This is a genomic window from Micromonospora sp. LH3U1, assembly GCF_028475105.1.
GTDB lineage: Bacteria > Actinomycetota > Actinomycetes > Mycobacteriales > Micromonosporaceae > Micromonospora.
In genome coordinates this window covers 4397697-4415232 of sequence record NZ_CP116936.1, presented here as the reverse complement: position 1 = coordinate 4415232, position 17536 = coordinate 4397697, and the positions used below count along the sequence as shown (strand labels likewise).

Sequence of the window (17536 nt, the reverse complement as noted above, 5' to 3'; positions counted from 1 at the left end):
CGATGGCAACCGTCTGCCCGACCCTCCCGCCGAAAGTGACGGTCCTCGCATGAAGTTCCTGCTGATAACCCTGATCACCCACCTGCCCGACCCGGTGACCGGCCAGCGCCGCAGCACCACCGAGCGGTTCCGGGAGGTGGTCGACACGGCCGTCCTGGCCGAGGAACTCGGCTTCGACGGGTACGGCGTCGGCGAACGGCACGAGCGACCGTTCATCTCGTCGTCGCCGCCGGTGGTGCTGAGCCACATCGCGGCCCGCACCTCCACCATCCGGCTGTTCACCGCCGTCACGACGCTCAGCCTGCTCGACCCGGTCCGCGCGTACGAGGACTACGCCACCCTCGACCACCTCTCCGGCGGTCGGCTCGAACTGATCATCGGCAAGGGCAACGGCGCGGCGCAGGCGCAACTGTTCCACGTCACCGCCGAGGACCAGTGGGACCGCAACCGGGAGGGTTACGAGCTGTTCCGCCGGCTCTGGCGGGAGGACACGGTCACCTGGTCGGGGGCGTACCGGCCGTCGTTGACCGACGCGGAGACCTGGCCCCGGCCGTTGCAGCAGCCCATCCGGGTCTGGCACGGCAGCGCCACCAGCAGAGATTCCGTCGACCTCGCCGCCCGGTACGGCGACCCGATCTTCTCCGCCAACGTCACCAACCCCATCGAGCCGTACGCCGAGCTCATCCGCCACTACCGGGAACGGTGGGTCCACTACGGGCACGATCCGGCCGATGCCCTCGTCGGCGCCGGCACCGCTGGTTTCTATGTGGCCCGCACCTCGCAGGAAGCGGTCGAGAGGTACCGGCCGATCTTCGACGCCCGGCTGGCCGCGTTCCGGCGGCTCGGCGTGCAGCCGGTCTTCGACACCCTGGAGGACGCCATCGACCGCAGCTCGATCCTCGTCGGCAGTCCACAGCAGCTCATCGACAAGGTGCTGCGCTATCACGAGCAGTTCGGCCACGAGGTCATCCACCTTCAGGCCGACCACGACGGGCTGACCGACAAGCAGCATCGGGAAAGCCTGGAGCTGTTCCAGGCCGAGGTGGCCCCGGTGCTGCGCCGGACCATTCCCAGCCGTCCCTTCCTTCCGCCGGTGACCCTCGCCGCAGCGGTCTGACCAGAATCGGGGACCATCCATGTCACGAACTCCACTGTCCATTCTCGACCTCGCGCCGGTGCCCGCAGGCGGCACCGTCACCGATGCCCTGCGCAACACCGTCGACCTGGCCCGTCGGGCGGAGCAGTCCGGCTACCACCGCTACTGGCTGGCCGAGCACCACCTCGCCGCAGGCGTGGCCAGTTCGGCGCCGGCCGTGCTCATCGGGCAGGTGGCCGCAGCCACCAGCGTGATCCGCGTCGGCTCCGGAGCCGTCCAGGTCGGCCACCGCACCGCTCTGTCGGTGGTCGAGGAGTTCGGCACCCTCGCCGCCCTGCACCCGGGCCGCATCGACCTCGGGCTCGGTCGCTCCGGCCAGCGGCGCGTCGAGGCGGCCCGGGAACTCGCCGCGCCCACCCCGCCGCCGGCCGAGGCCCAGGTGGTCGACGGGCTGCTCATTCCGCCGCCGTTCTCCTACGCCAGCGTGCTCGCCTCACCGCGTTTCGCCCTGAGCAGTGACCTGCTGCACCAACCGGGCGCCCAACCACCGCCCTTCGCCGAACAGGTTGCCGACGTCCTGGCCCTGCTGCGCGGCGACTACCTCGACGCCAATGGTCTGGACGCGCATGCCGTGCCGGGGGAGGGCACCGACCTTCAGGTGTGGCTGCTCGGCAGCAGCGGCGGGGAGAGCGCCCAACTGGCTGGCGCGCTGGGCCTGCCCTTCGCCGCCAACTACCACGTCAGCCCCTCGTCGGTCCTTGACGCGGTCTCCGCCTACCGTGCGGCGTTCCAGCCCTCGGCCGCGCTCGCCGAGCCGTACGTGGTGGTCTCCGCCGACGTGGTCGTCGCCGAGACCGACGACACGGCACGCCGGCTGGCCGCGCCGTACGGCCCGTGGGTACGCAGCATCCGCAGCGGCGAGGGCGCGATCCCGTTCCCGAGTCCGGAGCAGGCAGCCACGCTGCCCTGGACGGACGATGATCGCGAGCTCGTCGCCGACCGGGTCGACACCCAGTTCGTCGGATCGCCCGCAACGGTCGTCGAACGGCTGCACACGCTGCGGGAGGTCACCACCGCCGACGAGCTGCTCGTCACCACGATCACTCACGCGCACGCCGACCGGGTCAACTCCTATGAGCTGCTCGCCAAGGAGTGGAACGACTGACCCGGGTGCGTGGGCCGGTCAGTCGGCCGTCACCGGGTGCCGGACGACACCGTCGAACAGGTACCCGAGAGCGTTGGGACGGGCCTGGTCCGGTTGGCCCGCCCCGGTGACGTCGGTGGCCCGGGCGCGCAGGGTCCACCGGCCGGGCCTCGGCGGGCGCCAGAGCGCCGTCCATCGCTGCCAGGCCCCGCCCTCGTCGGCGGGGTCGAGGTCGGCGGGTCGCCAGGTCGCCCCGTCGTCGGTGCTGATGTCGACCGTGCGGATCGGGCCGTTGCCGGACCAGGATCGGCCCCGCAGCAGCACCTCCCCACCGGCCGGAACGCGGGCGTCCCACGGTAGTTCGAAGGCGCTCTTGACCACCGTGGTCGTCACGGGTCTGCCAGCGACCGGATGACCGGGACCGAACATCCGGTAGAACCGGGTGTTCCACGGGGAGAAGAGGGGTGTGGCGGAGACCTCGATCGGGCCGACCCACTTGATCGAGAAGATGCCGATCCAGCCCGGCACCACCAACCGCACCGGGAAACCGTGGTCGACCGGCAGCGCCCGTCCGTTCATCTCGTACGCCAGCAACACGTCGTCGAGGGCCTTGCCGATCGGTATCGGTCGGCGTACCCGGCCAAGGTTCTCCCCGCCGGTGACGTAGTCCGGGTCGAGACCCTCGGGCTGCACGGCGACCGCGGTGTCGGTCAGACCGGCGTGGCGAAGAACGGTCGACAGTCGTACGCCCCGCCAGCGCGCCACCCCCACGGCGCCGAGGGTCCACGGCACGCCCGGTGCCGGGCGGGCCTGCTGGGAGGCGAAGAAGCGGCGCCCGTTGCCCGCGCACTCCAGCAGGGCGGTGGTCTCCTCGGCGGGCATGGCCCGGAGGTCGCCGTAGTCGAACTCGACCGGGTCGTCCCGTGTCGGCGAGCCCCGTAGGCCGGTGCCGAACAGGCGCAACCGCCAGGTGTCGACGTCCAGCAGCGGGCTGCGGGTGTGGTTGCGGACGAAGAACCGGTCGATGGGGACCACCTGACCCTGCCCCGCCATGGCCTCCCAGCGCATCTCGGCGTTGCCCTCGTGGGGGGTGAGCAGGCGTGGGGAGAGCGGCTTGAGGATTGTCGCCTCGGTGGCGGACGGGAGGGAGAGTGTCACTCGGGCCCCCTGCGGATCGTTCACGGTATTCCTATTGAACCAATAGGACTTGCCGGCTGGCCAGCCGGCCCCGGTGTCGGGCGGGTCGCGACGTCTGTTCGAGGTTGTTCGGGACTGTTCGAGGTGGTTCCGGCGGGCGCTGCGGTCGATCAAGCTGAAGCGGGAGCCGGTGCTCCACCGGACAGTCCACGGCAGGGAGAGATCGATGAAGTTGCTCAGAACGCTGGCCATCTCGGGTGCGATGATCGCGGCGCTGGTGACGGGAACGGCGGCACCGGCGAGTGCCGACGCCTACTCCAGCAACGCCTACGGGTCGGCCCTTTTTGAGAGCGCTGGCGACTACATCACCCTCACCCACTACACCTACGACCCCTACCCGGGCAACTACGCCTCCTACGCCGAGTGGTACACGAGCTACGGCCGAACGGGAATCTGCGGCGACAACATCGGCGGTCGCGTCGCCTGCAACGAGGACGTGGCCGAGAACCGGTACATCACCATCCGGGTCTGCACCCGCTATGGCGTGTTCAACGGTGTCACGTGCGGCGCCTGGGCCACCTCCCGCACCTGACCGTCCCGGGTTCGCCGGTGACGGCCGCACCCGCCTGACCGAGGCGTGGCTGTCACCGGTGGATCACTCCGTTCTGGTACGCCCACACCACGGTCTGCAGCCGGTCCCGTGCGCCGATCTTGGCCATGGCCCGCCCGAGGTGCGACTTGACCGTGCTGGTCTCGATGAAGAGCTGCTCGGCGATCTCGACGTTGGACAGGCCCTGCGCGAGCAGCTCCACGATCTCGGTCTCCCGCGCGGTCAGCTGATGCGCCGCCGCGGCGTCGGAGCGGGGAACGGGCGTACGCCTGGCGAACTCCGAGATGACCCGGCGGGTGACGGCCTGGTCGACGAGCCCGTACCCGCTGGCGAGGCGACGGACCGCCTCGATGAGGTCCTCGGGCTCACAGTCCTTGAGGATGAACCCGCTGGCACCGGACTCCAGCGCGCCGAAGACGTACTCGTCGAGGTCGAACGTCGTCACCACCAGCACCGCCGGCGGCGTCCCCGGCGCGTCCGCGACGATCTGTCGGGTCGCGGTGAGCCCGTCGCCGTGGGGCATCCGGACGTCCATGCAGATGACGTCCGGTTGCAGCCGGCGGGCCAGCTCGATCGCCGAGGATCCGCTCGACGCCTCCGCCACGACCTCGATCTCACCCGCCTGTTCGAGGATGACGCGGAAGCCGGCGCGTACGACCGCCTGGTCGTCGACGAGCATCACTCTGATCATGCCGGGGTCTCTCCCTTCGGGTGCGACGCGACGGGATCGTTCGTCGGTAGCGTCGCGGTGACCGACCAACCACCGACCGCGGTCGGGCCGGCCGTGAACGTCGCGCCGATCAGCTGTGCGCGCTCGCGCATGCCCACCAGTCCGACGCCGCCGGTCCGTGCCGCCGGTGCGGGTTGCGGGGCGGCCGGTTCGTTCACCACCTCCAGCGACACCGAGCGGGGCAGGAAGCGGAGCACCACCCGCACCGGTGCGCCCGGTGCGTGCTGGCGGACGTTGCTGAGGGACTCCTGCGCGATCCGGTAGAGCGCGACGTCGGCGATCGGCGACACCTCGCGCTGCTGCCCCTCCCGGACGAGCTCGACAGGGCCGCCGAGGTTGCCCGCGGTGCGGACAAGGTCGTCGAGCATGCCCAGCCCCGGCACCGGAGCGGCACCGTCGCCGCCCTCGTGTCCCGGCCGGCCGCGCAGCACACCGACGATCAGCCGCAGGTTGTCCAGGGTCTCCTTGCCCTGGGTCCGGATCCAGGTCACCCCGGCCTTCGCCGCTGCCGGGTCGCGGTCGATCAGCCGCTCGACCGCCGCCGCCTGCACGACCATGCCGGACAGGTGGTGGGCCGCCACGTCGTGCAGCTCCCGGGCCATCCGGGAGCGCTCCGCGCCGATCGCCGCCTGAACCTTCGTCCGCTGCTCCCGGATCGCCTCCTCTGCCCGCACCCGGACCAACTCGACGTAGCGTCGGTACGTGGCCACGTAGCTGCCGACGAAGGTCGCGCCCAGGTAGGTCAGGGCGCTCGCGGAGACGTACGCGACGGCCGTCAGGAGATCGGGGGTCACCAGAACGGCCGCCCCGATCGACTCCACCAGCACGGCCGCGCCGACGGCCAGCAGCGCGCGCCGAAGCGGTAGCAACGACCCGACGGTGTACGCCACGACGAACGGTGCGATGCCGCGGATGGTCGCTTCGGGCAGGGAGAGGCCGAGGACGGGCAGTTGCAGGCCGACGACGAGCGCGAGGCAGAGCAGCGGCCGGACCCGACGCAGGCACAGCAGCATCGCCTGGGCGCAGCAGATGGCGACGAGCAGCCAGGCCCGCGTCGGGTCGAAGGACACTCCGTCCTCCGGTGCCACGAACCAGAGCAGCACCGTCAGGAGGGCGAATGTCAGTACGGTCAGAACCGCCGCCAGCAGGCAGTCCCGGGAGAACACTCCCAGCACTCCGAGCCGGGTGAGCCGTCCGTCGATCCACCTCGTCAGTCGCGGTGAGCCGGGCTCGGTGCCGGTGTGGTCCCTCATGCGGTGCGCATCCTTGCTCCGGATCGTCCCCGGGTCGGGTGGGTCAGTAGGAGATGCTAGGGGCGAGCAACCGGAACTCGACGGCGAACCATCCCGCACCGGCGAGAGCGAGCAGGATCAGGCCGCTGCCGACGATCCTTCGCCAGCCGACGTGGCGTCGGACGTCGTCGACCAGCCGGACGGCGGCGGGCAGCACACCCAGCAGGCCGACCAGTTGCAGCACCTGTGCGGTGCGCAGGACGGCAGCGGGGACCTCCCGCAGGCTCATGATGCTGGCGATGCTCAGCACCCAACCAGCGAGCGCGAGCAGCGTACCGGCGACGGCGAGGCGGCTCAGGATTCGCGCGGTGCGCCCCGCCCGCTCCCGTGGGGCGCGGCCGAGCCGGCGTCGGACGATCGCGCCGATCGGCCAGGACAGGACGGTGAGCAGCAGCACGATGGTCGACGCGGCGAGCACCGGGACGGCCACCGCGGAGCCTCGTGCGGGTGTGACGGGCAGCAGCGCGAACGCGGAGTCGAAACTGATCGCCTCGACCCGGTTGTCGGCCGCCCGCATGGCGATCGTGCGCTGCCCGCCGACCTCGCGCCAGACCCACGGCGCCACCTCTTCGTAGAGGGCGGGGGAATCGGACAGCGGGCCCGGCTCGAACAGCAACCGGTCACCGTCGGCGACGCTGACCGTCGTCCGACCGACCAGGCCGATCGTCGTCAGGAAGTTGCTCCGCATCGCCCGGGAGGACTCGTACGTCCCGGCCGCCAGTGCGGCGTGCTCGGCGGTGGTCGCCGCGTCGACGTTCCCGGTCGACTGGCCGTTCCGGGCGGGGAAGTAGCGGTCGGCGAAGCCGTTCACGACCGCCTGACGAAGTTCGTGGTTGTCGAGCGCGCCCGAGCCGTTGCTGTTGAGTGAGATGAAGATGCCGGCCCGGTCGTCGGGGTAGATCTGCAGGTGGGAGTGGAAGTACATGGTGTCGCCGCCGTGGCCGAGGATCCGGCGGCCGTTACGACTCTCGTCGAAGAACCCGAGAGCCATCCGGGGGCCGTCGGCCAGCGTGCCGAGCGACGTGGCGTCGAGTGCCGGGCGCTGCATCAGCTCGCGGGTCGGCTGGTCCAGCAGGGGTGCGAAGCCCACCGGCTCGCCGAGCTGGGCGAGCATGAAACGGGCCATGTCCGTCGCCGGGGCGCTCAGCGCACCGGCCGGGGGCGTGCCGACGATCTCGAAGGGCGCGGCGGGTGCGGTGGAGGTGTCGTACCCGTTCGACATCCGATCCCGCACGTTCGCCGGGAGTGGCTGTTCGAAGGTCGACGATGCCATGCCCGCGCGGTCCAGGACGTTGCGCTGGACGTACTCCTCGAAGCGCATCCCACTGACGCGCTCGACGATGTAACCGGCCAGCGCGTTGCCGTAGTTGGAGTACGCGGGCACGGTGCCGGGCTCGTAGATCTGCGCCGGCGGGTCGGTCACCAGAGCCTCGCGGAGGTCGACACGGCCGCCTTCGGTGCCGATGAGGCCGGCGATCCGCTCCTCGAAACCGGCGGTGTGCGTGAGCAGGTGCCGCAGGGTGACGGCTCGCTCGTAGCTGCGCGGCAGATCGAAATCGAGGTACGTCTCGACGTCCGCGTCGAGGTCGAGAGCGCCGCTCTGGACGAGTTGCAGTACCGCGGTGGCGGTGGCGAGCTTCGACACCGATCCCACCCGGAAGAGATGCCGGTCCGGGTCGACCGGTACGGCCCGGGTGCCACCGTCGCCCGTGTCGGCGTGGCCGTACCCCCGCGCGGTGATGATCTTTCCGTCGTCCACGACGGCGACCGTGGCCCCCGCGATGCCGGTGCGGTCGAGCGCGGCTGGCAGCAGACCGTCGAGCCAGGCGTTGACGTCGGTGTCGGTCAGGGCGGGGCCCGCACCACCCGTGCCAGCGGGCGCGGCCGGAGTGTCGACGGACGGTGCCGGGTTGCTCCGCGGCGCGCCGCAGCCCGCAGCGGTCACGGCCACGGCGACGGCTGTCGCCACCACCGCGCCGAGTCGGACGAGGGCTCCGCCGGGTCGAGGTGAGTGGCGTCGAAGAACATCGAGAGAGCGCATTGTCTGCTGGTGCCTTTCCAGGCCGAACGGGTGTCCGGAGCAGGTCCGTACGGCGTCACCCGATGCCTTGAGACAAGCCTGTTGGAGCGATCGCGCCCCGCCATCTGGCGCAGGACGGCAATCGACTTACGACTTGAGGAGGAGGGCCGTGGTCGCCCGGGCGCACGGTCACCGGGTGGCCCGGATACCCGCCTTTCCGGACATCGCATCGAACTCCGGCTTTGTCCACGATCGAGTGACATCGTTGACTTGTGCCATCAGTTCATCTTTGATGGTCGATGTTCATCGTTCGGCGTGGTCGGGCGCTGGGTCGTCCGGTCGGTGCCGCAACCCTGGAGGACCGATGCGACACTTCGTCCGGAACAACCCGCGTCATCCACGACGATGGCGGCTGCTGCCGGCGGCGGTGGCAGCGGTGACGCTGCTGGCCCTGGCGGTCGGCGTGCCGGCATCGGCCGCAGGCCCCTCGACCGTGGTCGGCGCTGCGAGCGGCCGCTGCCTGGACGTGGTCGGCAACGTCAGGACGGCCGGGACCGGCATCAACATCTACGACTGCAACGGTCAGGCCAACCAGGCGTGGACCTTCACCTCGGCCGGCGAACTGCGGGTGTACGACGCGACGATGTGTCTCGACGTGGTCGGCCAGGACACCACCGCGCCGGCCGCACTGCAGATCAACGGCTGCAACGGCGGCGCGAACCAGCGCTGGCGGATCAACACCTCTGGGACCATCGTCGGCGTCCAGTCCGGCCTGTGCCTGGACGTGACCGGCGCCGGCACCGCCAACAGCACCACCGTCGGTCTCTGGACCTGCAACGGGCAGGGTAACCAGCGGTGGACGACGTCCCTGGGCAGCACCGACAGTCAGCCGCCCACGGCGCCGGGCAGCCCGCGGGTGAGCGGCCTGACGTGCAATTCGGTGACGTTCGCGTGGAACGCCTCGACGGACAACGTCGCGGTGGCCTTCTACGACGTCTACCACGACGGTCAGTTGATGACCTCGGTGAGCGGCGCGACGCTGTCCACCAACCTCACGGTGGTCGCCGGTGCGACCTGGGGCCTGTACGTCAATGCCCGTGACGCCGCCGGCAACGTGTCCCAGGCGAGTACCACTGTCTCGATCACACCGCCGCCCTGCCAGGTCGACACCCAGCCACCGACCGCGCCGCAACAGCTCACCGGCACCGCGTCGGGCACCACTGTGACACTGCGCTGGGCCGCGTCGACCGACAACATCGGGGTCCGGGCGTACGACATCCACCGGGGTGGCGTGAAGGTCGGCACGGTCACCGGCGCACCGCCGGCGACCACGTTCACCGACAGCGGTCTGTCGGCGAACACCGCGTACCAGTACTACGTGGTGGCCCGGGACGCGCAGGACAATGCCTCATCGCGCAGCGGCACCACGACGGTGACCACCGGCGCGGCGTGCGCCAACCCGGTGTGCGGGGTGCGGCAGGTGACCACCGACACCGACATCCCGTGGGGGCTGGTCACGTTGCCGGATGGCACCGTCCTCTACAACCGCCGCGATGCGCACGACATCGTCCAGCTCAACCCCACCACCGGGGCCAAGACCACCGTGGGCACGGTGCCGAACGTGCAGAGCACCGAAGGTGAGGGCGGCCTGCTGGGCCTCGCCGTCTCGCCCAGCTACACCAGCGACCGCTGGCTGTACATCATGCACACCTCGCCCAGCGACAACCGGATCGTGCGGATCAGGTTGGAGAACGGCCAGCTCAACACCGCCAGCGAGCAGGTGCTGGTCAGCGGAATCCGGCGGAACAAGTACCACGACGGCGGTCGCCTCCGGTTCGGCCCGGACGGCAAGTTGTACGCCAGCACGGGTGACGCGCAGAACGGCAACTACGCGCAGGACCGGTCGAGCCTCGAGGGCAAGATTCTGCGACTCAACCCGGATGGGACCGTCCCCTCGGACAACCCGTTCGGCAACTACGTGTGGAGCTACGGCCACCGCAACCCGCAGGGGCTGGCGTTCGACTCGCAGGGCCGGCTGTGGGAGCAGGAGTTCGGCAACTCGATCATGGACGAGACCAACCTGATCACCCGGGGAGGCAACTACGGCTGGCCGGCGTGCGAGGGCACCAGTGGCACCTGTAACACCGCCGGGTTCATCGCGCCGGCGCGCACCTACCCGACCGCGGAAGGGTCCTGCTCGGGCATCACGATCGTGCGTGACGCGCTCTACGTGGCCTGCGCACGGGGTGCCCGGATGTATCGCGCGGTGATCAGCGGCAGCAGCCTGACGAACGTGCAGACGTACTTCAGCGGCACCTACGGTCGGTTGCGGACGGTGGAACCGGCCCCCGGCGGGGGGTTGTGGCTGACCACCACCAATCTCGGTGACAAGGACAGCATCCCGAACAACAGCAACGAGAAGATCCTGCACGTCACGCTCGGCAACTAGTGTGGCGGGTCCTACCTGCCGGGTCTCGATCTGAGGAGCACCGCGCCTCAGCAGACGGCGTTTCCGCAGGGCCACCCCGTGCTGGCCCTGCGGAGACGGTTGGTGTTCAGGCTGCCCAGGGTCACCAGTACTGGTACGGGCTGGTCGCCGTGTACATGAACGAGTTGTTGACGTTGTAGAAGTTCACGTTTGTCCGTGCGTAACCAGTTGAGCATGGTTTGTACAGGCCGACCGCAGGTGAGTGATTGGGGACGATGGTCCACCAATAGGGATTGGAGATCGCGGCGATGCTGCCGCCGCACCACGCGATGATCTGGATGTTGGCACGTCGCTCGCCAGACGGAGTGGAGTTGAGATAGAAGTCGCCGACGAGTCCATTGGTCATACCACTGCGGACACTGATGCAGACGTACGGGTTCGAGAAGGTCCCGTGGTTACGACAGCCGCCGCCCGAGTCCGCCGACGCGGGGGCGGACGGCGCAAGCGCTGCTGCGGCCAGTATCAGTACGATCGCGCCGATCCGAGCGATGCTCCTGAACATTGCCCCTCCCTCTGGGTTCCGGCCAGTTTTCCTACGCCGGCCGCACGTCGCAGAGTGGCGCGGTGATCTGACCAAACCCTTACCACGGTGGGGTGACCGGCCGGCTCAGGCCGGTTTGGTCTGCGCGCGCTGGCCGGCCCGCGCGAGGGCGGCGGCGGGATACTCGGCGTCGCCGCTACCGATTTCGGTCATCAACGCGTGGGACTCCTGCCAGCAGCCGACCGCCTCCGCGCTGGCGCCCAGACCGTCGAGACCCACGCCGAGCCAGTAGAGCCCCCGAGCGGTACTGAGATGATCTCCGAGGTGTCGCAACGCCACCGCTGCCCTGGCGTGCTCAACCGTGTCCGCGTACCGCGCGAGGTTCGCGTTCTGGTGGGCGAGGTGCACTTCGAGTGGCGGAATCTGCTGCCGAATGTCGTGGTCGACGGCGATCCCGAGCGCCTCTTCGAGGAGGGCGAGCGACTCCTGCGCCCTGCCCTGCTCGGTGTAGAGCCACCCGAGATTGCTCAGGCAGACACACAGGATGAACATGTCATCCAGCTGCCGGGCACCAGCCAGGGCCAGGCGCAGGTGCTTCTCAGACTCGTCCCAGTCGCCCTTCTGTCCATAGGCGTTCCCGATGTTCATCCTGCTGACGACCTCGTCGCGGGGCGAACTCTGCTCCAGGTTGACCTGCGCGGCGTTCTCCATCCAACGAATCGCCTGGTCGAAATCACGCCCCAACGCGTAGGCGACACCGAGCCCGTTCGCCATGAGCCGCTCCCCGTCCGGCCGGCCGTCGAGGCGAGCCGCGACCACCCCCAGTTCGTGAGTCTCACGCAGCGTCGTCAGCGCATGGGTTCGGACGAGGAAGCTGTACTGGCAGTCGGCCAGCTGCCAGGTCTCTCGCGCCAGCCCGAGGCCATCGCAGATCCTGACCAGCGCCACCAGGTTGCCGCCCTCCACCTGGAACCACGCGCTGGCGGCGTCCAGCGAGTCGAAGCTTGGTGCCTCCGCGAGGGGATGCGCGATGCGCATGGGTACCGATGCGCGGAGGCGGTGGAACACGGCTTGGGCGGCCACGCCCTGCTGGACGTACGCGTCGGCGAGGCGTCCCACCGCCAGGTGGCCGTCGGAGTCCTCCAGCTCAGCCCGCTCCCTGCCGTACAGCCGCAGCAGATCGTGCATCTGGTAGCGGCCCGTGCCGTCGTCGTCGAGGAGGTGCCGATCCACCAGGTCCTCGATGCATTCCTGGATCTGACTCTCGGGTCGGCCCGCGAGAAGCGCCACCGCCGCAGCCGACAGCGCCGTGTTCGGCACGAGGCCCAACAGCCGGAGTACGCGCGCCGAGGCGGCCGGCAGCGCGCGGTAGGACACCGCGAAGACACCGCGTACCGCGCTGTCGCCCTCGACGGCGAGCCCGGACAGCCGCTCTGTGGCGTTCGCCAGTTCCCGCAGCAGATCCTGGACGGTCAGACGGTCGTCCACGACGATCCGCGCGGCGGCGACGCGCAGGGCCAGTGGCAGGTTTCCGCAGAGCGTCGCCAGCCGGAAGATCTGGTCCCGGCCCGCCGTTGCCGCACGATCCGTGCCGATCATCGTCGCGACCAGGTGGTACGCCTCGTCGTCCGACAGTTGACCCAACCGTAGGCTCTGCGCCCCCTCGTGGGCCACCAGCCCGTCGAGGCGGTTGCGGCTGGTGACGACCGTCAGGCAGTGCGCCGACGCCGGAAGTAGTGGCCGCACCTGCTCGGAGGAGACAGCGTTGTCGAGCAGGACCAACACCCTCCGGTTCGCGAGCGTCGACCGGTACAGGGCCGATGCCTCGTCGACGTCGAGGGGTATCCGCTCCGGTGGCACGCTCAGCGCTCTCAACAGCTGGCCGAGCGCGTCGATCGGACGGGTCGGCGAGTCCGGCCCGTGGCCGCGAAGATTCACGAACACCTGGCCGTCCGGATAGTGCGAGGCCACACGATGCGCCCAGTGCACCGCCAGCGCTGTCTTGCCGATTCCGCCGATTCCGCCGATCGTGCAGACCGCGGTGACGCCCGAGGACACGCCGTCGACACGGACGACGTCGTCCAGGGCCGCGAGATCCGCACCGCGGCCCACGAAGCCCGGGACATCACGCGGAAGGTGCCTCGGCGTGGCGGAGGCTGCCTCAGCGCCGGCGGGTGTGGGCAACGCGAGATCCGGGTCGTCGGCGAGGATTCGCTGGTGCAGGCGCTGGAGGTCCTGGCCGGGCTCGACACCGAACTCCTCCACCAGCGCTCGGCGCGCGTTGCGGTAGACCTCCAACGCTTCGGTACGCCTGCCCGCCCGACTCAGCGCCAGCATGAACAGCTCGATCCCGTGCTCCCTGGTCGGGAACTCCCGCACCAGATCGGCCAGCAGCCCCACCACGCGGACATGCTCACCAGCCGCCAGCTCGGCTTCCACCCGCCGCTCGAATGCGGCGAGCCGCCGCTCCTCCAGACCGCGCCCGAGCCGCCGACGCAGGTCCTCGTCTCCGACGCCGGCCAGCAGCGGACCGCGCCACAGCTCGAGGGCCGTCGCCAGGGCCTGCGCACGGGCTGCCGGCTCTGCGATCGTGCGCGTCCGGTCCACCTCCGCCGTGAATCGGTGCAGGTCGACCGTCGCGGGGTCCACGTCGATCAGGTAACCCGCGCTGCGCGTGACGATGCGCACCCCGTACGGCGCGAGCCGCCGCCGCAGTCGAGCCACGTAGGTATGGAGGGTCGCGCGCCGATCCGCCGCGTCGACGTCATTCCACAGCAGTTCGATCAGGCGCTCGGTCAGCATCACCCGGCCGGGCTCCAGCAGCAGCAACCCCAGCAGGCAGCGCTCCTGTCGTCGGCCCAGCTCAATCGGGCTGCCCCGGTGGCTGGCCGCGACATCCCCGAGCACCTGGAACTCCACAGGGCGCAGCGTAACGGGTATCGACCGCTCTCGACGGCGGCGTCGAAGCCCGTCCAGCACTCGGAAAAGGGCCCTCAGACAGTCGTCAGGATCACGAGTTGCTGGGTTGCCCGGGTCATCGCGACGTAGCGGTCGACCGCCCCTTCGATGCCCGTGCCGAAGGCGTCCGGATCGATGAGGACGACCAGGTCGAACTCGAGCCCCTTGGCCTGCTCCGGGCTCAGCGACCGGACGCGGGACGTCGGCGGGAATGTCGGGTCGCCGATCACGCAGGCGATCCCGTCGGCGTGCGCGGCGAGCCAGGTGTCGAGGATCGAGCCCAGCTCAGAAGCCGATCCGTGTACGACGGGGAGCCCGTTGCTGCGGATGGAGGTCGGCACGTTGGCGTCCGGAAGCACGGCCCGGATGACCGGCTCGGCCTCCGCCATGACCTCCTCCGGCGTCCGGTAGTTGATGGTCAGGGAGGTCTGCGTGATCCGGTCGAGTCCGATCCGCTTGAGGCGTTCCTGCCACGACTCCGTGAACCCGTGCCGGGCCTGGGCGCGGTCTCCCACGATGGTGAAGCTGCGCGACGGGCAGCGTGCCAGCAGCATCTGCCACTGGGCATCGGTCAGTTCCTGAGCCTCGTCCACGACGATGTGCGCGAAAGGCCCGGCGAGCAGGTCCAGGTCGGCGACTGGCAGTGCGGAGTCGTCGACCAGGACGTCGCGTAGGTCTGGTTGGCGCAGCATCGTGAGCAGACCTTCACCGTCGTCATAGGCGTTGGCCGCGATCAGTTCGTCGACGACCCTGGCCATGTGCTCGCGTTCCACGGCGGCAGCGGGGTCGCGCCGACGCTCACGCCGTGATCTCTCCGGGTCGCCGAGCCGCTGCCGCGCCGCGTCCAGGAGGGGTAGGTCGGACTCGGTCCAGGCCCGGGCGTCGCCACGCTGAAGCGTCCGAACCTCCTCCGGGCTGAGCCAGGGCGCACACTTCCGCAGGTACGCGGGCACCGACCACAGGTCTCCCACGATGTCGGCTGCCTCAAGCACCGGCCAGGCGCGGTTGAAGGTCGTGTGCAACTCCCTGTTCCGCAGCAGCGACCTGCGGAGCAGGTCATCCGGCCCGTCGCCGTCGTGCTTGTCGACGAGGATCGTGAGCAGTTCCTCCCAGATTTCGTCCCGCGCCTCGTTGTGCGGGGTGCCGGGGCCCGGCGCCTGGAACGCGTCGGCCCAGTCGTCGGCGCTCAGCCGGATGTCGCCCTCTTCGGTCGTGATCGTCATCGGTGTGACCGGCGGGTCCTCGTAGAACCTGACCGCCGCGTCGATCGCCTTGACCAGGTCCGCGGAGGACTTCAGCCGGGCCACCTCCGGGTCGGTGTCGACGGTTGCCGCGGCGCCCTCTGTGACGAGGTCCCGCAGGGTGCAGGTCTGCACGTCCTCCTCACCGAGGCTGGGGAGGACATCGGCGACGTAGGCCAGGTAGGGCTGGTGCGGCCCGACGAAGAGCACGCCGCCGCGGCGCTGACCGAGGCGAGGGTCGGAGTAGAGCAGATAGGCGGTGCGGTGCAGGGCGACGACGGTCTTTCCCGTGCCCGGACCACCGTCGACGACGAGCGCGCCGGCCGATCCGGCGCGGATGATGGCGTCCTGGTCGGCCTGGATCGTGCTGAGCACGTCTCGCATCCGGGTCGACCGGGCGCTGCCCAGGCTGGCGATGAACGCGGACTGGTCGTCGAGGGCGACGGCGTGCCCCACGAACCCGTCGGGGGTGAACACCTCGTCCCAGTAGTCGGTGATCCGGCCACGGGTCCAGCGATACCGGCGGCGGCTTGCCAGCCCCATCGGGTTGGCGTGGGTCGCACCGAAGAACGGCTCGGCCGCGGGGGAGCGCCAGTCGAGCAGCAGCCGTCGACCCGTGCTGTCCGTGAGGCCACGTCTCCCGATGTACGCGGGCTCGGGGTTGTCCGCGCCGACCACATGGCCGAGGCACAGGTCCAGACCGTAGCGACTCAGTGCGCGTAGCCGGGTGGTCAGCCGGCGGACCTCCTCGTCCCGGTCCACCGCCTGCCGGCCCTTGCCGCCGGGTGCTCTGCGCTCGGTGGCGAGCCGCTCGGTCAGTTCGGCGTGCGACTGCGCGAGGCTCTCCGCCATGGCCGCGAAATGCTGCTCGTCGCCGTTGATCAGCGCCGGGGCAGCCTTGGGGGAGAGGTGACCGGGAAGGTCGAACACGGAGGTAGGCAAGGAATTCAATTCATGACTTCCATTTCGGCAGATTCAGGCCTCGGCCGACGATTTTGCGGCACGACCGGGGTCTTGCCGCAAGCCCCCCAGTGCGCTATACGTTAGAAGAGCAAGGGACCGCGTGCTCCCGATCCGCTCCCGCCGCCAAACCACCCACCGCGCTCACCCCGCCGGTCACGGCGCGTCGACGACCTCGCGGCCGAGGGGCCAGAACGCGGCCGGGACGAGCTTGAAGTTGGCGATGCCGAACGGAATCCCGATGATCGTTACGCAGAGGGCGATGCCGGCGACGATGTGGGACAGCGCGAGCCACCAGCCCGCCAGCACGACCCAGAGGATGTTCGCGAACCCGGAGGCGACGCCCGCGCCGGGCTTCGGCACCAGGGTGCGGCCGAAGGGCCACAGCGAATAGACGGCGAGGCGTAGCGACGCGACGCCGAACGGGATCGTGACGACCAGGGCGAAGCAGATCAGCGCGGCGACGCCGTAGCCGACCGCCAGCACGATGCCACCGCCGAAGATGAGCCACAGCACATTCAGTACGAATCGAATCACCACTCCAGCATGAGCGATGCTCGCCACCCGGCGGTTCGTCCGTCGAGGCACAGCGCCAGCCGCCGCGTACCCAATCTGGGGCGCCTGCCCGCGGGCCTGGCGCTGTGGACTGCGGGTTACTCGGTGGAAGACCTGAGACGGAACCCAGGGCCAGGCGAGGGAAGTTCCCGGAGGCCGGGCGGGTGCCGGCGGCCAGATGATGGCTGGCATGAAACGCGCTGCGCTCTATGTGATCGCCGGGCCGGTCGGCATCGCGGCCTACGGCCTCGTCCGTCTGTGGGCACGATCTGACGGGGTCTACGGCCCGGGGTTCGACTGGCAGGCCGCGCACCTGGTTGCCCTCGCCGGCATGGTGTTCTTCGTTCCGGGAGTCCTCGCGCTGTCCCGCCTGCTGCCACGCAGCCGCTGGCGCACCGGGGTGGTGGCCTTCACGTTGGTGGGGCTCGCCGCGACGATGGTGCAGTTCGTCGCCGACATCGTGGAAGGGCTTCTGGCCGCGGACCGGGCGGAGATGTCGGCGCTCAGCGCGGACTTCAAGGACATCCCCGGCGTCGAGGTGGCCTTCTACGACGTCGTACCCCAGTTCTTCTTCCTCGGTCTGGTCGTTCTCGCGGGCCTGCTCGCCGCCAAGCGGCGGCTGCCGTGGTGGAGCGTTCCGCTGCTGCTCGCCGGCATCGTCCTGCCGGTGGTCACCCTCGACCTGCTCCCGATCGGCGGCCTGTGCATGCTGGCCGCACTCGCGCCGGCGCTGCCGGCTCTGCGGCAGGAGGGTGAGCGGGTCGAGCCGCCCCTGACCGTCCACTGAGACGATGACGCTCGCGACCTTGGTCGGGACCAGCTTG

The 17536-nt window shown here is 70.0% G+C and carries 13 protein-coding genes; 5 read left to right on the top strand and 8 right to left on the bottom strand.

The features are described 5' to 3' along the window. Positions 1-49 precede the first annotated feature (49 nt). Together PCA76_RS20190 and PCA76_RS20185 are read left to right on the top strand one after the other, a co-directional pair. Positions 50-1117 carry an LLM class flavin-dependent oxidoreductase gene (locus tag PCA76_RS20190; protein WP_272612020.1) on the top strand — a complete coding sequence of 356 codons (1068 nt, stop codon included), beginning with the start codon at positions 50-52 and terminating at the stop codon, positions 1115-1117. Positions 1118-1136: 19 nt separating this feature from the next. Next, positions 1137-2261 (top strand): LLM class flavin-dependent oxidoreductase, encoded by a 1125-nt coding sequence (locus tag PCA76_RS20185; protein WP_272612019.1) that lies wholly within the window; start codon positions 1137-1139, stop codon positions 2259-2261. An 18-nt stretch (positions 2262-2279) separates the two neighbouring features. On the opposite strand, the gene PCA76_RS20180 is transcribed toward PCA76_RS20185, so the two are convergent. After that, positions 2280-3398 (bottom strand): sulfite oxidase, encoded by a 1119-nt coding sequence (locus tag PCA76_RS20180; RefSeq protein ID WP_272612018.1) that lies wholly within the window; start codon positions 3396-3398, stop codon positions 2280-2282. 205 nt (positions 3399-3603) lie between these two features. Here PCA76_RS20180 and PCA76_RS20175 point away from each other — a divergent pair, with 205 nt between their 5' ends. Further along, the gene (locus PCA76_RS20175; RefSeq protein ID WP_272612017.1) at positions 3604-3969 is read left to right on the top strand and encodes a hypothetical protein; all 366 of its coding nucleotides are present in this window, start codon (positions 3604-3606) and stop codon (positions 3967-3969) included. Between the two features lie 52 nt (positions 3970-4021). On the opposite strand, the gene PCA76_RS20170 is transcribed toward PCA76_RS20175, so the two are convergent. From PCA76_RS20170 to PCA76_RS20160, 3 genes are read right to left on the bottom strand one after another with little or no spacing between them, the layout of a single operon-like run. Next, entirely contained in the window at positions 4022-4678 is a 657-nt protein-coding gene (locus PCA76_RS20170; protein ID WP_272612016.1) for a response regulator, read from the bottom strand. Continuing rightward, positions 4675-5970 carry a sensor histidine kinase gene (locus PCA76_RS20165; protein ID WP_272612014.1) on the bottom strand — a complete coding sequence of 432 codons (1296 nt, stop codon included), beginning with the start codon at positions 5968-5970 and terminating at the stop codon, positions 4675-4677. The genes PCA76_RS20170 and PCA76_RS20165 overlap by 4 nt, the downstream gene beginning before the upstream one ends. Before the next feature lie 43 nt (positions 5971-6013). Next, positions 6014-7981 (bottom strand): serine hydrolase domain-containing protein, encoded by a 1968-nt coding sequence (locus PCA76_RS20160; protein WP_272612013.1) that lies wholly within the window; start codon positions 7979-7981, stop codon positions 6014-6016. Between the two features lie 412 nt (positions 7982-8393). Between PCA76_RS20160 and PCA76_RS20155 the strand changes: the two genes are divergently transcribed. Then, complete coding sequence (locus tag PCA76_RS20155; protein WP_272612012.1) at positions 8394-10478, top strand: PQQ-dependent sugar dehydrogenase; 2085 nt, start codon at positions 8394-8396, stop codon at positions 10476-10478. Positions 10479-10599: 121 nt separating this feature from the next. On the opposite strand, the gene PCA76_RS20150 is transcribed toward PCA76_RS20155, so the two are convergent. The 4 genes from PCA76_RS20150 to PCA76_RS20135 all read right to left on the bottom strand — a co-directional run bounded on the left by PCA76_RS20150 (position 10600) and on the right by PCA76_RS20135 (position 16694). Next, entirely contained in the window at positions 10600-11019 is a 420-nt protein-coding gene (locus PCA76_RS20150) for a hypothetical protein (protein ID WP_272612011.1), read from the bottom strand. Positions 11020-11124: 105 nt separating this feature from the next. After that, positions 11125-13917 carry an AfsR/SARP family transcriptional regulator gene (locus PCA76_RS20145; RefSeq protein WP_272612010.1) on the bottom strand — a complete coding sequence of 931 codons (2793 nt, stop codon included), beginning with the start codon at positions 13915-13917 and terminating at the stop codon, positions 11125-11127. A 74-nt stretch (positions 13918-13991) separates the two neighbouring features. Then, complete coding sequence (helR, locus tag PCA76_RS20140; protein ID WP_272612009.1) at positions 13992-16127, bottom strand: RNA polymerase recycling motor ATPase HelR; 2136 nt, start codon at positions 16125-16127, stop codon at positions 13992-13994. 186 nt (positions 16128-16313) lie between these two features. Continuing rightward, positions 16314-16694 (bottom strand): YccF domain-containing protein, encoded by a 381-nt coding sequence (locus tag PCA76_RS20135; protein ID WP_272619486.1) that lies wholly within the window; start codon positions 16692-16694, stop codon positions 16314-16316. Positions 16695-16902: 208 nt separating this feature from the next. On the opposite strand from PCA76_RS20135, the gene PCA76_RS20130 reads away from it, so the two are divergent. Then, positions 16903-17499 (top strand): hypothetical protein, encoded by a 597-nt coding sequence (locus tag PCA76_RS20130; protein WP_272612008.1) that lies wholly within the window; start codon positions 16903-16905, stop codon positions 17497-17499. Positions 17500-17536 lie beyond the last annotated feature (37 nt).

Excerpts from the sequence above, each read along its gene's own strand:
- PCA76_RS20190 (WP_272612020.1), top strand. The coding sequence starts at position 50 with ATGAAGTTCCTGCTGATAACCCTGATCACCCACCTGCCCGACCCGGTG.
- PCA76_RS20185 (WP_272612019.1), top strand. The coding sequence starts at position 1,137 with ATGTCACGAACTCCACTGTCCATTCTCGACCTCGCGCCGGTGCCCGCA.
- PCA76_RS20175 (WP_272612017.1), top strand. The coding sequence starts at position 3,604 with ATGAAGTTGCTCAGAACGCTGGCCATCTCGGGTGCGATGATCGCGGCG.
- PCA76_RS20170 (WP_272612016.1), bottom strand. The coding sequence starts at position 4,678 with ATGATCAGAGTGATGCTCGTCGACGACCAGGCGGTCGTACGCGCCGGC.
- PCA76_RS20165 (WP_272612014.1), bottom strand. The coding sequence starts at position 5,970 with ATGAGGGACCACACCGGCACCGAGCCCGGCTCACCGCGACTGACGAGG.
- PCA76_RS20155 (WP_272612012.1), top strand. The coding sequence starts at position 8,394 with ATGCGACACTTCGTCCGGAACAACCCGCGTCATCCACGACGATGGCGG.
- PCA76_RS20150 (WP_272612011.1), bottom strand. The coding sequence starts at position 11,019 with ATGTTCAGGAGCATCGCTCGGATCGGCGCGATCGTACTGATACTGGCC.
- PCA76_RS20130 (WP_272612008.1), top strand. The coding sequence starts at position 16,903 with ATGAAACGCGCTGCGCTCTATGTGATCGCCGGGCCGGTCGGCATCGCG.